The sequence below is a fragment of the Actinotalea sp. Marseille-Q4924 genome, from assembly GCF_916618755.1.
Classification (GTDB): domain Bacteria; phylum Actinomycetota; class Actinomycetes; order Actinomycetales; family Cellulomonadaceae; genus Actinotalea.
Window position 1 is genome coordinate 620,574 of the sequence record NZ_CAKAKB010000003.1, and the last position, 14,145, is coordinate 634,718.

A 14,145-nucleotide genomic window follows, 5' to 3' on the forward strand; every position below is an offset into this window, starting at 1 on the left:
TGGGGATGGCGTCCGAGGGTCCGGGCGGCGCGTCGGTCCGGGTGCTGCTGCTGGCGGACACGCACTGGCCGCGGCGTGCCCGAGAGCTGCCCGAGCCGGTCTGGGCGGAGGTGGACCGCTGCGACGTCGTCGTGCACGCCGGGGACTGGGTCGACGTCCGGCTCCTCGACGCCCTCGAGGAACGGTCGCGCCGTCTCGTGGCGTGCTGGGGCAACAACGACGGCGCCGCGCTGCGGGCACGCCTGCCGGAGGTCGCCCGCGTGACGCTGGGCGGGGTCCGGGTCGCCGTGGTGCACGAGACCGGCCCCGCTGCCGGACGGGAGCGTCGTGCCGACGAGGCGTACGGGTCCGACACGGACCTCCTCGTCTTCGGTCACAGCCACATCCCCTGGGACTCGACGACGCCGTCCGGGCTGCGCCTGCTCAACCCGGGGTCCCCGACGGACCGCCGTCGCCAGCCGCACGCCACGTTCATGACCGCGCGCGTCGGCGCGGACGTGCCGGGACGTGCCGAGGTGACGCTGCACCCGCTGCCCCGCCGGACCTGACGCGCGCGACGACCGACGGGGGGGTCTGCCGTGCCGAGGTGCGAGGCTGGGGCCGTGGACCTCAACAGCGACGTGGGTGAGTCCTTCGGGGCGTGGCGGATGGGTGACGACACCGCGGTGCTGCCGCACGTGTCCAGCGCCAACGTGGCGTGCGGCTTCCACGCCGGGGACCCGCCGACCGCCCGGACGACCTGCGCGCTCGCCGCCCGGCACGGCGTCGTCGTCGGCGCGCACGTGTCCTACCGCGACCTCGCCGGGTTCGGGCGGCGCTTCCTGGACGTGGAGCCCGCCGAGCTCACCGACGAGGTCGTCTACCAGATCGGGGCGCTGCAGGCGCTGGCCCGGTCCGCCGGGACGGCGGTGCGCTACGTCAAGCCGCACGGCGCGCTGTACAACGCGATCGTCCACCACGAGCAGCACGCGGCCGCCGTCGTCCGGGCGGTGGTGGAGGTCGACCCGACGTACCCGCTGCTCGCGCTGCCGGGCAGCGCCGTGGGACGACTCGCGGAGCGCGCGGGCCTGCGGGTGGTCCTCGAGGCCTTCCCCGACCGCGGCTACACCGCGGACGGCAGGCTCGTGCCCCGGACGGCGGCCGGCGCGGTGCTGCACGAACCCGCGGACGTCGCCTCGCGTGCGGTGCGCATCGCCGTCGACGGCACCGTCCCCACCGCCGACGGCGGCACCGTGCGGCTCGACGTGGAGAGCCTCTGCGTGCACGGGGACACGCCCCGGGCGGTCGCCGTCGCCGCGGCGACGCGTGCCGCGCTGGACGCCGCCGGGGTACCGGTGTCCGGCTTCCTCCCGCCGTGAGCGAGCGCGCGCGGACCACCGGGCGCGTCCTGCCGGTGGGGGATCGTGCGCTCCTCGTGGAGTGCGACGGGTCCGCCGATGCCCTGGTCCTGTGGCGCCGCCTGCACCGGGAGCCGCCGTGCGGTGTCGTGGAACCGGTCGTCGCCGCACGCACGGTGCTGGTCCGCGTCGCGGAGGGCAGGCAGGACGCGGTGCGGTGCCTGCTCGAGGAGATCCTGGGCGAGGGTGCCGGTGACGAGGGTGCCGGGACGGGCGCGACCAGCGGGACCGCGCCCGTACCGCAGCACCGCGAGGTGGTCGTCGAGACCGTCTACGACGGCGAGGACCTGACGGAGGTGGCCGCGCACCTCGGCTGGAGCGTCGAGGAGCTCGTCGCCCGCCACGGCGCGACGGGCTGGACGTCGGCCTTCCTGGGGTTCGCGCCGGGGTTCGCGTACCTGCGGTCGGATGCCCGGTGGCCCGACGTGCCGCGGCGCGCGTCACCGCGGACCCGCGTGCCGGCGGGGAGCGTGGCGCTCGCCGGACCGTGGTCGGCGGTGTACCCGTCGGCGTCCCCGGGCGGGTGGCAGCTCGTCGGGCACACCGACGCGCCGGTGTGGGACGTGGGACGTGCGGAACCGGCGCTGCTCCTGCCGGGGACCACGGTCCGGTTCCGGCCGGTGCGGGAGCGCGCGAGGGTGGGGTGGGCCGAGCACGCGGCCCCGCCCGCCGGGCCGGCCGACGTGGCGACTCCACCGGCCGGCCCGGCCGGCGTGGCACCCCGGCCGGCCCTGGAGGTCCTGGGCACCGGTCCGCTGTGCCTCGTGCAGGATCTCGGCCGGCGGGGGTACCTCTCCCTCGGCGTCCCGACCAGCGGAGCGCTCGACCGGCGTGCTGCGGCCCGCGCGAACCGGCTGGTCGGCAACACCCGCGCGCAGGCGGTGCTCGAGGTCCTGCTCGGTGGCCTGGCCGTGCGCGCGCTCGCAGACGTCGTCGTCGCGGTGACCGGGGCTCCGGCGCCGGTCACGCTCCGCCTCGCCGACAGCGCCCTGGTGCGGCCGGGACCGGGACGCCCCGTCCTCGTCCCGGAGGGCGCGGAGCTCCACCTCGGTGCACCCGCGACCGGCCTGCGCACCTATCTCGCCGTGCGGGGTGGCCTCGACCTCCCCCTCGTCCTCGGCAGCCGCGCGACGGACGTCCTGTCCGGTCTGGGCCCCCCACCCCTCCGTGCCGGCGACGTGCTGGGCGTGCTGCCGCCGCCGGGGGAGGCGGTCCCCGCCGGGGTGGACGACTCGGCGTACGACGTCCCACCCGGTCCCGAGCACCAGGTGCGCGTGCTCCCCGGACCACGCGCGGACTGGCTCACCCCTGGTGCCCGCGCCCTCCTGCACGCGCACGCGTGGACGGTGACCGACCGCTCCAACCGCGTGGGTCTGCGGCTCGCCGGTCCGGTGCTGGAGCGGGCCGAGACGTCCGAGCTGGCGAGCGAGGGCACCGTGCCCGGTGCCGTCCAGGTGCCCCCGGAGGGCCAGCCGGTGATCTTCCTCGCCGACCACCCCGTCACCGGGGGCTACCCCGTCGTCGCCGTCGTCGTCGACGCCGACCTCGACGTGCTGGGACAGGTCCGACCGGGGGAGCGGCTCCACCTCGTCGCCGTGGAGCCCGACTGACCGGCCGCCGCGCTTGCGGTGACCGCCGCCGGGTGGTGGCGTGGTTGCGCCCGGTGAGCCAGCCGATGCCGGACGACCGAGGAGGACCGATGACCGCCACGGCGGAGCAGGTGACCGACGCCATCACCTACCACGGCGAGGGGCCGTGCTGGTGGCCCGGATGGGGCGGCCTGCGCTGGGTCGACATGCTCGCCGGCGACCTGCTGACGCTCCGGCCGGGCGGACGGGTCGACCGGCTGCACGTCGGCGAGGTGGCGGCCTTCGTGCGGCCGCGGACGGCCGGCGGCTACATCGTGGCCGTGGAGCGGGGCATCGCCCTCGCGGACGGGCCCGACGACGTCCCGGTGCCGCTGCCCCCTCTGTGGGACGACGCCGGCGTGCGCATGAACGACGGCGGGTGCGACCCCGAGGGGAACCTCTGGGCCGGCTCGATGGCCTACGACGCACGCCCCGGCGGCGGGGACCTGTGGCGGGTGGACACGCGTGGGCGGGGGGCCGTCGTGCTGCGCGGGACGACCATCGCCAACGGCATCGCGTTCCCGTCCGACGGCGGGCCGGCGTGGTTCAACGACAGCGGTGAGGGCAGGACGGACCGCCTGCGGCCCGGGACCCCGCGGTGGGCCGACGTGGGGCCTGAGAGCCTCGACCGGTCGACGGTCCACCGCCCGGACGACGGGGTGCCGGACGGTCTCGTCCTCGACGCCGAGGGGTGCGTGTGGACCGCCCTGCACGGGGCGGGCCGGGTGGTCCGGCTCTCGCCCGACGGCGCGGTGCTCGACGCGGTCACCGTGCCGGCCCACCAGGTCACGGCCTGCACCCTGGGCGGCGACGACCTCCGCGACCTCTACATCACGACGTCGCGCGAGAACCTCGAGGAGCCCGAGGCGCAGGCGGGCGCCCTCTTCCGGGTGCGGGTGGACGTGCCGGGCGTCCCGGTGCTGCCGTTCGGGGGCTGAGCCCACGACGACGGCGGGTGGCCCCGTGGGGGCCCGCCCGCCGTCGTCGTGGTGCGCTCCGGACTGCGGGTCCAGAGCGTGGCGTCAGCCGAGGTGACCCTCGCCGCGGTGTGCGCCGCGGTCGTGGTCATGGTCGTGCGCATGGTCGTGGCCGTGGTGGTCGTGGTCGTCGTGGGGCACCGTCGAGCCGGGCTGGGGGCCCGGAGACGGAGCGCCGTCGATCGGGTTGGCCGCGTGCGAGGGGTCCGTCAGGGGGTCGATGATCTCCGGGGGGTTCTCCTCGCGCCCGCCGCCCGGGTTCGTCGTGCCGGTCACCGGCACATCGCGGTGGTGGTCCATGGTGGTCCTCCCGTCGTCCGCGTGCGCCCTCGGTCTCGGGCGCACGACGTTCACGATCAGACTGTGCTCGTCGGTGCGTTCCCGCAAGCGGGGGCGGGGTCGCGGAAGGTGCAGTCGGTCGCCAGTCTGAGCCACACGACCTTGCCGCCGGTCGTCCGGTCGCGCTCGACACCCCAGTCCTCGCAGAGCCGCTCGACCAGTCGCATGCCGTGCCCACCGAGGTGGGCCGGCCGCCCGGCGTCCACCACGGGGGCGTCCACGCTGCTGTCCGCGACCTCCATGCGCAGGACGGACCCCTCGGCACGGACCGCGACGCGCACGACGCCCCCCGGACCGCCGAACTTGACCGCGTTGGTGATCAGCTCGGAGGCGAGCAGCTCCACGACGGCCAGCGTGCGGGGTCCGACGCCGAGCTCCCGCGCGGCGCCGACGGCGAAGGAGCGACCGCGGCGGATCGAGTCGCCGGTCGCGTCGAACGTGACCTGCTGGAGCGGAGCCTGCATGGGGCCTCGGGTCGGGGAGGGGAGGGCTCCAGCACGCTAGCAGAGGGCCGGACGCCCGGGGCGCGGAGGAGGCCGGCTCCGGTCTCAGGCCTGCCGCGCGGCGCCGGCCTCGCGCCCCGGTCCCTCGATGCCGGCCTCGCCGGGCGGCGGGGCACCGACGTGGTCGTGTCGCCGGTGAGGGTCGTCCGTGGGCACCTCGCCGGCACCTGCGTCGACGCGGTCGGGGCCGGTCGAGGCGGTGCGCGCGGTGATCGGGCGCACGAGCAGCCGTGTGATCCGCCGGTTCTGGACCTCGGTGACGACCACCTCCTGCGTGCCGACGACGACGACGTCGCCCTCCACGGCGAGCCGCCCCAGCCGGTCCAGCACGAAGCCGGCCGCCGTCTCGTACGGTCCGTCCTCCAGCTCGACGCCCGTCCGCTCGGAGAACTCCTCGATGGTCAGGCCCGCGTCGATCGCCGTCGGGCCGCCGGGCAGGTCGTCACGCCTGTCGTCGAGGTCGTACTCGTCCCGGATGTCACCCACGAGCTCCTCGACCAGGTCCTCGAGCGTCACGATCCCGTCGGTGCCGCCGTACTCGTCCACGACGACGGCGATGTGGATCCCCTCACGCCGCATCCGCGACAGGGACGGCAGGACGCGGTTCGTCGACGGCAGGTGCAGGACCTCGCGGGCGAGGCGGCGGACCGTCGTCGTCGCCGGTGCGCCGAGCAGGTCACGGACGTGGAGGAAGCCGATGACGTCGTCGAAGTCCTCGCCGGTCACCGGGTAGCGCGAGTACGGCTTGTCGCCGACCTCCTGGACCGCCTCGGCCACCGTGAGGCGGGCCGGGAGGAAGGCCACCTCACCGCGAGGGCGCATGACCTCGCTCAGGGAGCGGTCGGCGGCGTCGAAGACGTCGTTGAGGATGCGTCGCTCGTCGTCGGCGAGGCCCTCGTGCGCGATGACGAGGTCCCGCAGCTCCTCGTCGGTCATCTCCTCGGACGTCGCGCGCGGGTCGCCGCCGAGGAGCCGGATCACGGCGTTCGTCGAGACGGACAGCAGCCAGATCACCGGCCGCATGAGCCCGGCGAAGCGGTCCAGGGGCGGTCCGACGACGAGCGCGACCGTGCCGGCGCGCTGCAGCGCGAGGCGCTTCGGCACGAGCTCGCCGAGCACGAGGGAGAGGTACGCGATGACGAGGGTGAGGGCCACGAGCGCGACGGGCTCGGAGGCGCCGGAGGGCACCCCGGCCTCCTCGAGCACGGGGACGAAGTCCGGCGCGAGGGTCGAGGCGCCGTAGGCCGCGGAGAAGAACCCCGCGACGGTGACGCCGATCTGGACGGCCGCGAGGAACCGGTTCGGGTTGCGGGCGACGGCGGCCACGCGTGCCCCGCGGTGGCCCTGCTTCTCCAGCCGGTTGACCTGGCTCTCCCGGAGCGAGACCAGGGCGAGCTCCGTGCCGGCGAAGACACCGCCCAGCAGGATGAACCCCAGGACCAGCGCGATGTTGGTCAGCGTGTCCTGGTCCATGCCGCACCCCCTCGGGTGAGCGGTGGCCCGCTCGGTCGGGGGGTGCCGGGACTGCAGGGATCATCCATGGCACGAGTGAACGAAAACCAGGGGCTCCACGTCAAACGGTGAGGCCCCTCGGCAGCACGTGACGGCCGGTGGCCCTCCGCGCGACCGGCACTCCCTGAGGAACTGTGGACACCCGCGTGCCGATGATCGACGGGTCACCTATCCTCGACGGGCCGTTCCGGGCGTGCCACGCCGGCCGGCCCGCCCCGACGACCAGGAGATGCCCGTGCTCGCTCTCGAGACGTCCCCCGTGCCCGGATCCGGGATCACCTCGGTCGCCGACCCTCTCCTGTGGGGTCTGACGATCGCCGGCGTGCTGGCGCTCCTCGTCATGGACTTCGTCATCACGCGCAAGCCCCACGAGGTCTCCATGAAGGAGGCCGTGGGCTGGAGCGTCTTCTACATCGCACTGCCCCTGACGTTCGGAGCCTGGATCTGGGCCCGGTTCGGTTCCCAGACCGGCGTCGAGTACCTCACCGGCTACCTGGTGGAGAAGTCCCTGTCGGTCGACAACCTGTTCGTGTTCATGCTGCTGCTGTCGGCGTTCGCGGTCCCCGCAGCCCTGCAGCAGCGTGTCCTGCTCTTCGGCATCGCCGGGGCGCTGGTCCTGCGCGGCATCTTCATCGCGCTCGGCGCCGCCGTCCTGGCGAACCTCTCCTTCGCGTTCCTGATCTTCGGTGCCATCCTGCTCCTCACGGCGGTGAAGATCCTGCGCGACCAGCTCTCCGAGGGCAGCCATGACATGGACGTCTCGGAGATGCGGTCCGTCAAGCTCATCCGTCGCTTCATGCCGGTGACCGACGACTACCGCGGCCCGCGCCTCAGCGTGCGTGAGGACGGCAAGCGCATGCTCACGCCGCTCGCCGTGGTGGTCACCGCGGTGTTCGCCACCGACGTCGTCTTCGCCGTCGACTCCGTCCCGGCCGTGTACGGCATCACGGGCGACCCGTACCTCGTCTTCGCGACGAACGCGTTCGCCCTGCTCGGCCTGCGCGCCCTCTACTTCGTGCTCCAGGGCGCGCTGAGCAAGCTCGTGCACCTCGGGTACGGCCTGGCCGCGATCCTCGGGTTCATCGGCGTCAAGCTCGTGCTGCACTGGGCGCACGGGGTGTGGCCCGGCGTCCCCGAGATCCCGACCGTGCTGTCGCTGCTCGTCATCCTCGTGGTGCTCGCGGTCGTCACGGCGACCAGCCTCTACGCGACGCGCGACGTCGAGGACCCCCAGGGCTCCGCGCACCTCGCCGAGCCGGGTCACCGCCGTGACCACCACGACGCCGGGACCGCCGCCGACGACGCCGCGCCGGGCCGCGACCGGCGAGCCTGACGGTGCGGGCGGGGTGCGGACGACGCGCCCCGTCGGTGGGCGGCCCGTGCATGCCGGCACGGGATGCCGCCGCCACGCGGGCGTGCTGGGATGGTGATCACGTCGATGCGGAGGAGGCACCATGCCGGACCTGGTCGCGATGGGCCGCCAGCACCTGGACCTGGCCCGGGCGGGGGAGCACGGCCGCAGCGCCGAGATGCTCGTCCACGACGGCGTGCTGCGGCAGACGGTCATCGCCATCGTGGGCGGGGGCGAGCTCGGTGAGCACAACTCCCCCCATGCCGCGAGCATCCAGGTGCTCCTCGGTCGGGTCGAGGTCACCGGGCAGCCCAGCACGGTCGTCGAGGAGGGCCACCTGGTCGAGCTGACGCACCAGCGGCACGCTGTCACCGCCCTGGAGGACAGCGTGTTCCTCCTCACGACGGTGACCGGCCTGGAGGCGGATCAGATCGGCCGCGCGTGACTGCGGGCGGTCAGTGGCCGTCGGGCGTCGTCGCAGCACCGCGAGTCACACGGGCGCGGAGCCACGGCTCGACCGCGGGACCGATGGCCGCGACGCCCTTGCGCAGGGAGTGGTCTCCGTCGACGACCACCACCTCGACGACGCCGCCGGCCGGTGGGCGGCCGAAGGGGTCCGCGGCGCCCTGGACGACGAGCACGGGGACGCGCACCGCCGCGAGCTCGTGGAGCCGGTCCGGCGCGCCCGCCTTGCCCGGTGGCCGCACGGGGAACGCGAGGCAGAGCACGCCGATCGCCCCGGTCGCGTCGGCCGTGCGACACGCGACGCGGGCTCCGGAGGACCGCCCCCCGACGACGAGCGGGAGGCCGGCGACCGCACCTGCGCGCAGGGCGGCGACGACGTCCTCCCAGGCGGCGTCGAGCGTCGGTGCCCGCGGGGGCACCCGCTGCCCGCGCACCCGGTAGGGCTGCTCCACCAGCGCGACGCGGTACCCGGCGGCGACGGCGATCCGCTCCACCTCGACGAGATCCGGGGCCTCCACCGTCCCACCGGCGCCGTGGCCCAGGACGAGGGCGGCACGGGCCTCGGCGTCGCCGGGGCCGAGATGCACCCGGGCGGTGCCGTGGCGGGTCTCGACCTCGAGCACCGTCCGACCGCTGTCCGCGCCCTGCGCCGTCGTCGCCACGTCGTCCTCCGTCAGGTGCCCCGAGTGGGATTCGAACCCACACTGGATCGGGTTTGAGCCGAACGCCTCTGCCGGTTGGGCTATCGGGGCCTGACGGCGCAGCGCCCGGACCCGTCATGCCGGTGAGACGACGATCACGGGTCCGCTCCGCAGGGCGCTCTACGCAGCCCGCGGAGGTCGGCACTAGGCTAGCGCGCGTGACCGACAGCGACGTTCCGCAGACCCCCGAGCGCGACCTCCTCACTGAGGTCGGCACCGCATCCGACGCGGCTCCCGAGGCCGCGCCCACCGGTGAGCGCCCGCGTCGTCGCGCCGTCGTCGTCGAGGACGAGGCGCTCATCCGCATGGACGTCGTGGAGACGCTGCGGGATGCCGGCTTCGACATCGTGGGGGAGGCCGGCGACGGCGAGACCGCGGTGGCACTGGCGGTCGAGCTCCGTCCCGACGTCGTCGTCATGGACGTGAAGATGCCGGTGATGGACGGCATCACCGCCGCCGAGAAGATCGGCAAGGAGCACGCCGCCCCGGTGGTCCTGCTGACGGCGTTCTCCCAGACGGAGCTCGTGGAGCGCGCGCGCGACGCCGGTGCCATGGCCTACGTCATCAAGCCGTTCACGCCCGCGGACCTCCTGCCCGCCGTCGAGATCGCTATCTCGCGGTACCGGCAGATCAGCGCGCTGGAGGAGGAGGTCGCGGACCTCGCCGAGCGCTTCGAGACGCGTAAGCGCGTCGACCGGGCCAAGGGCCTGCTCATGACGAAGATGGGCCTGACGGAGCCGGAGTCCTTCCGGTGGATCCAGAAGACCTCGATGGACCGGCGCCTGACCATGCGTGAGGTGGCGGACGCGGTCATCGAGCAGGTGGGCGGCGGCGCCTGACGCACGGGCTGCGCCCGGCACGGGCGACGCGCGGGGCTGCGCCCACCGAGGGGCGTAGGCCTCCGCAGGCCGCTGACCAGCATGTGGGACCTACGTCACAAGTCGGCAACGGCTCGATTTGGTACCGCGGGTTTCACCAATCGGACACGGTTCAGGGGTACTTTTCGTCCACACAGTTCACCGTGGGCGACGAGATCCGCGGTGATCACCACCTGGAACGAGGGGTGCCCCGAATGAAGAGAACCACCCACACGGCTCGAGCAGCGGCGCTCGCCGGTGCCGTCGCGCTGGTCCTCGCCGCCTGCGGCGGCGGCGACGGCGAGGCGGAGGAAGGCGACGGCGGGACCGACAGCGGGGAGGCGTCCGGCGAGGGCGGCGGCGACGGCGAGCCGCTCGTCATCGGTTCGCTCCTGCCGCAGACCGGCTCGCTGGCCTTCCTGGGCCCGCCCGAGATCGCGGGCGTGGATCTGGCGATCGAGGAGATCAACGAGGCCGGCGGCGTGCTCGGGCAGGACGTCGAGATCATCCACACCGACTCCTCCGACGCGGACAACGCCGAGGTGGCGACGCAGTCCGTCACGGACCTCCTGAGCCAGAACGCCCAGGTCGTCATCGGTGCGGCGTCGTCGTCCGTGACGCTCAACGTCGTCGACGACGTGACGGGCGCCAACGTCGTCCAGATCTCGCCGGCGAACACGGCCACCGCGCTGAGCGGCTACTCGCCGTTCTATTTCCGCACGGCGCCGTCCGACCTCATCCAGGGCAACGCGCTGGGCAACCTCATCGTCAACGACGGTCACGCGAACGTCGCCTTCCTCGTCTTCAACGACGACTACGGCATCACGCTGCGCGACGTCGCCAAGGAGACGATCGAGGGAGCAGGCGGCACGGTCACCTACGGCAACCCCGGTGAGGAGTTCGACCCGGCCTCCGACGACGTCATCCCGTCGGCCGTCACCGCGGCCCTGGCCACGAACCCGGACGCGATCGTCATCATCGCCTTCGACCAGACGCGGCTCATCGTCCCGCAGCTGGCCGCAGCGGGCTTCGACACCTCCAAGCTGTACTTCGTCGACGGCAACCTGTCGAACTACAGCGAGGAGTTCGAGCAGGGCACGCTCGACGGGGCCCAGGGCACGCTGCCCGGTGCCTTCCCCGACGAGTCCTTCCAGGAGCGCCTGCTCGGCATCGACCCGGACCTCAACGACTTCTCCTACGCGGCGGAGTCGTACGACGCCACGATCCTCGCCGCGCTGGCGGCGGTCCGTGGCGGTGCCACCGACGGCGTGACCATCCAGGAGAACCTGGCGTCCGTCTCCGGTGCCGAGGGCGGGACGGAGTGCACGGGCTTCGCCGAGTGCGCCGAGCTGCTCGAGGGGGGCGAGGACATCGCCTACCAGGCCGTCTCGGGTGCCGGCCCGTTCAACGAGGACAACGACCCGTCCTCGGCGTTCGTCGGCATCTACAAGTACGGCGCCGACAACACCTACGAGTGGGTCAAGGCGGAGTTCGGCGAGCTCTGATCGCCGAGCGCTCCACCGTCTGACAGCGCACCACCGACGGCCCGGCCGGGACACCGGCCGGGCCGTCGTGCTGTCACCACCGGCTCCCCCCACGACGTCGGCGTCGTGCCGGCGTGCGGCCCGCCGGCAACGACGACGGCGCCCCACCCCGGGCAGGGGGCGAGGCGCCGTCGTCGTGCGGGTCAGGAGGGGTCAGGCGTGGCCGGGCGGCGCTCCTTGTTGTGACCGGAGGCGCTCTCCACGTCGGCCGCGAGCGTGCCGAGGTAGAGCTCGATGACCTTCGGGTCGTTCATGAGATCGCGGCCCGACGCGGTGTACGCGTTCCGGCCCTGGTCCAGCACGTAGCCGCGGTCGCAGATCTGCAGGCACCGGCGGGCGTTCTGCTCGACCATGATGATCGAGACCCCCGTGCGGTTGATCCGGCGCGTCCGCAGGAACGTCTCGTCCTGACGGACCGGGGAGAGGCCGGCCGAGGGCTCGTCGAGCAGGAGCACGGACGGCTCCATCATGAGGGCGCGCGCCATGGCGACCATCTGGCGCTCGCCTCCCGACAGCGAGCCGGCGCGCTGCCTGCGCCGGTCACCCAGCGTGGGGAACAGGTCCACCATCGCCTCGAAGCGCTCGGCGAACTTCCGGGGGCGCTGGAAGCCGCCCATCTGGAGGTTCTCCTCGATCGTCAGGGTCGGGAAGACGTTGTTGTTCTGCGGGACGAAGCCGACGCCGCGGTGCACGAGCGCGTCCGCGCGCATGTTGGTGATGTCGTCGCCGCCGAGGGTCACGCGGCCGCTGCGCACCGTGACCAGCCCGAACAGTGCCTTGAGCAGCGTCGACTTGCCGGCGCCGTTGGGCCCGATGATCCCGATCAGCTCACCCTGGTGCAGGTCCAGGTCGCAGCCGTTGAGGATGTTCACGCCCGGCAGGTACCCCGCGACGATGTCGGAGGCCCGCAGGAGGAGCTCGCCCTCGCGACGCGGTGCGGGGGCGGGGGAGGGGTTCGTCGCCGTCATCGCTGCTCCTCCTGGTGGGCGCGCTCCTCGGCGGCGGCCTCCTCCTCGAGCTGCTTGGCGACCGACTCGTCGAGCAGCCGGTCGTCACCCAGGTCCGTGTCGTGGTGCGCGCCGAGGTAGGCGTCGACGACGGCGGGGTCGGCCATGACGGAGCCCGGCGGGCCCTCGGCCACGAGGCGGCCCTCGGCCATGACGGCCACCCAGTCGGAGATGTGCCGGACCATGTGCATGTCGTGCTCGACGAAGAGCACCGTGGTGCCCTCGTCGCGCAGGGCCTGGATGTGTCCCAGGAGCGACTGGGTGAGGGCGGGGTTCACGCCGGCCATCGGCTCGTCCAGCATGACCATGGTCGGGTCGCTCATGAGCGCCCGAGCCATCTCCAGCAGCTTGCGCTGGCCGCCGGACAGGCTCCCGGCGAAGTCGTCACGCTTCTCGTGGAGCTTGAACCGTTCGAGCAGCTCCTCCGCCTTGGCGGTGATCTCCTTCTCGCGGGCGCGCCACAGCGGTGGGACGAGGGCCTTGGCGAGGCTCTCGCCCGGCTGGTCCTTCGCCCCCAGACGCATGTTCTCCATGACCGTCATGCGGCTGAGCGCCTTGGTGAGCTGGAACGTCCGCACCATCCCGGCCTTGGACACCCGCGCGGCCGGGACGCCCGCCAGCGAGCGGCCCTCGAAGGTCCAGGACCCGCTGTTGGGCTGGTCGAAGCCGGTGAGCAGGTTGAACAGGGTCGTCTTGCCGGCGCCGTTCGGTCCGATGAGCGCGGTGATCGTGCCCCGCTGGACCTCGATGTGCTTGACGTCGACCGCCGTCATGCCGCCGAACCGGCGGGTGACCTGGTCGGCGACGAGGATGGCGTCAGGCTTGGGGGCGCCGGGCGTGCGGGGGACGGTGGCGAGCGCCGTGATGGCCTCAGCGGACATTGATCGCCAGCTCCTTCTTGTCGCCGAGGATGCCCTGTGGTCGGAAGATCACCAGGAGCATGAGCGTCACGCCGACGATGATCCAGCCGAACTGCTCGATCTGCGCCGTGGACATGACCGAGCCGGGGATGGTGGCGCGGCCGACGACCCGGATGAGCATGAGCACCGACCAGAACAGCATCGCACCGAGGACGGGGCCGAACACGGTCGCGGCTCCCCCGAGGAGCAGGATCGTCCAGACCCAGAACGTCATGGGGCGGCCCATCGAGTCGGGCTGCACGGCCCGCGGCAGCACGTACAGGATGCCCGCGACCGAGCCGATGACACCGCCGAGGATGAGCGCCTGCATCTTGTAGGCGTACACGTTCTTGCCGAGCGAGCGCACCGCGTCCTCGTCCTCGCGGATGCCCTTGAGCACGCGCCCCCATGGGCTGCGCATGAGGCGCCAGACGAGCAGGCACGCCAGCGCCACGACCACCCACGCCACCACCCGCAGCCACCAGCTGTTGGAGAAGCTGTTGGAGTAGGTGAACGGGCCCAGCGTCGTCGTGCCGTCGCCGAACGGCGACAGCGCGTGGAAGGTCTCCTTGTAGCTGTCGCCGCGCAGGCCCGACGACGCTCCGGTGACGTCGGTGAGCGCCGTCGAACGCCCGACGATGCGCACGATCTCGGCGGCCGCGATGGTGACGATCGCGAGGTAGTCGCCCCGCAGCTTGAGCGTCGGGATGCCCAGGATGAGGGCGAAGAGCGTCGAGCAGGCGACCGCCACGAGGAGCGCCGCCCAGATGGGCATGCCCGCGATCGTCGAGACGGCGAAGCCGTACGCCCCGAGCAGCATGAACCCGGCCTGGCCGAAGTTCAGGAGACCGGTGAGGCCGAAGTGGATGTTGAGGCCGATCGCGGCGAGCGCGTAGGCCGCCGTCGTCGGAGCGAAGAGCTCGCCCGCGACGGTGGTGAGGATGCGTTCGAAGTCCATGCTGACC

15 protein-coding genes and 1 tRNA gene are annotated in these 14,145 nt (G+C 73.4%); 8 read left to right on the forward strand and 8 right to left on the reverse strand.

Translation table 11 applies throughout. The features are described from left to right. Window positions 1–5 precede the first annotated feature (5 nt). The 4 genes from LG379_RS09570 to LG379_RS09585 all read left to right on the forward strand — a co-directional run bounded on the left by LG379_RS09570 (window position 6) and on the right by LG379_RS09585 (window position 3,963). Complete coding sequence (locus LG379_RS09570) at window positions 6–548, forward strand: metallophosphoesterase (protein ID WP_225754324.1); 543 nt, start codon at window positions 6–8, stop codon at window positions 546–548. A gap of 54 nt (window positions 549–602) precedes the next feature. Continuing rightward, window positions 603–1,358 carry a LamB/YcsF family protein gene (locus tag LG379_RS09575; RefSeq protein WP_225754325.1) on the forward strand — a complete coding sequence of 252 codons (756 nt, stop codon included), beginning with the start codon at window positions 603–605 and terminating at the stop codon, window positions 1,356–1,358. Further along, on the forward strand, window positions 1,355–3,007 hold the full coding sequence (locus LG379_RS09580) for a 5-oxoprolinase/urea amidolyase family protein (RefSeq protein ID WP_225754326.1): 1,653 nt from the start codon (window positions 1,355–1,357) through the stop codon (window positions 3,005–3,007). The genes LG379_RS09575 and LG379_RS09580 overlap by 4 nt, the downstream gene beginning before the upstream one ends. A gap of 89 nt (window positions 3,008–3,096) precedes the next feature. Further along, on the forward strand, window positions 3,097–3,963 hold the full coding sequence (locus tag LG379_RS09585; protein WP_225754327.1) for an SMP-30/gluconolactonase/LRE family protein: 867 nt from the start codon (window positions 3,097–3,099) through the stop codon (window positions 3,961–3,963). A gap of 84 nt (window positions 3,964–4,047) precedes the next feature. On the opposite strand, the gene LG379_RS09590 is transcribed toward LG379_RS09585, so the two are convergent. The 3 genes from LG379_RS09590 to LG379_RS09600 form a co-directional block, all read right to left on the reverse strand. Next, a complete protein-coding gene (locus tag LG379_RS09590; RefSeq protein ID WP_225754328.1) occupies window positions 4,048–4,302 on the reverse strand; it encodes a hypothetical protein in 255 nt (84 codons plus the stop codon). A gap of 56 nt (window positions 4,303–4,358) precedes the next feature. Continuing rightward, a complete protein-coding gene (locus LG379_RS09595; RefSeq protein WP_225754329.1) occupies window positions 4,359–4,805 on the reverse strand; it encodes an ATP-binding protein in 447 nt (148 codons plus the stop codon). An 84-nt stretch (window positions 4,806–4,889) separates the two neighbouring features. Further along, complete coding sequence (locus tag LG379_RS09600; protein ID WP_225754330.1) at window positions 4,890–6,317, reverse strand: hemolysin family protein; 1,428 nt, start codon at window positions 6,315–6,317, stop codon at window positions 4,890–4,892. 274 nt (window positions 6,318–6,591) lie between these two features. Here LG379_RS09600 and LG379_RS09605 point away from each other — a divergent pair, with 274 nt between their 5' ends. Together LG379_RS09605 and LG379_RS09610 are read left to right on the forward strand one after the other, a co-directional pair. Next, a complete protein-coding gene (locus LG379_RS09605) occupies window positions 6,592–7,689 on the forward strand; it encodes a TerC family protein (RefSeq protein ID WP_370634484.1) in 1,098 nt (365 codons plus the stop codon). A gap of 121 nt (window positions 7,690–7,810) precedes the next feature. Next, on the forward strand, window positions 7,811–8,152 hold the full coding sequence (locus tag LG379_RS09610) for a cupin (RefSeq protein WP_225754332.1): 342 nt from the start codon (window positions 7,811–7,813) through the stop codon (window positions 8,150–8,152). 10 nt (window positions 8,153–8,162) lie between these two features. On the opposite strand, the gene LG379_RS09615 is transcribed toward LG379_RS09610, so the two are convergent. Further along, on the reverse strand, window positions 8,163–8,834 hold the full coding sequence (locus tag LG379_RS09615; RefSeq protein ID WP_225754333.1) for an alpha/beta family hydrolase: 672 nt from the start codon (window positions 8,832–8,834) through the stop codon (window positions 8,163–8,165). 16 nt (window positions 8,835–8,850) lie between these two features. Next, window positions 8,851–8,924: transfer RNA gene (locus LG379_RS09620), tRNA-Leu, on the reverse strand. A gap of 107 nt (window positions 8,925–9,031) precedes the next feature. Here LG379_RS09620 and LG379_RS09625 point away from each other — a divergent pair. Both LG379_RS09625 and LG379_RS09630 read left to right on the forward strand, forming a co-directional pair. Beyond that, a complete protein-coding gene (locus LG379_RS09625) occupies window positions 9,032–9,712 on the forward strand; it encodes an ANTAR domain-containing response regulator (protein WP_225754334.1) in 681 nt (226 codons plus the stop codon). 233 nt (window positions 9,713–9,945) lie between these two features. Continuing rightward, window positions 9,946–11,235: an ABC transporter substrate-binding protein gene (locus LG379_RS09630; protein WP_225754335.1), complete on the forward strand. Its 1,290-nt coding sequence runs from the start codon at window positions 9,946–9,948 to the stop codon at window positions 11,233–11,235. 182 nt (window positions 11,236–11,417) lie between these two features. On the opposite strand, the gene LG379_RS09635 is transcribed toward LG379_RS09630, so the two are convergent. The 3 genes from LG379_RS09635 to LG379_RS09645 are packed head-to-tail and all read right to left on the reverse strand — an operon-like array spanning window position 11,418 to window position 14,138. Then, window positions 11,418–12,242: an ABC transporter ATP-binding protein gene (locus LG379_RS09635; protein ID WP_225754336.1), complete on the reverse strand. Its 825-nt coding sequence runs from the start codon at window positions 12,240–12,242 to the stop codon at window positions 11,418–11,420. Further along, the gene (locus tag LG379_RS09640; RefSeq protein WP_225754337.1) at window positions 12,239–13,162 is read right to left on the reverse strand and encodes an ABC transporter ATP-binding protein; all 924 of its coding nucleotides are present in this window, start codon (window positions 13,160–13,162) and stop codon (window positions 12,239–12,241) included. Before LG379_RS09640 ends, LG379_RS09635 begins: the two co-directional genes overlap by 4 nt. After that, window positions 13,152–14,138 carry a branched-chain amino acid ABC transporter permease gene (locus tag LG379_RS09645; RefSeq protein ID WP_225754338.1) on the reverse strand — a complete coding sequence of 329 codons (987 nt, stop codon included), beginning with the start codon at window positions 14,136–14,138 and terminating at the stop codon, window positions 13,152–13,154. The genes LG379_RS09640 and LG379_RS09645 overlap by 11 nt, the downstream gene beginning before the upstream one ends. Window positions 14,139–14,145: the final 7 nt, after the last annotated feature.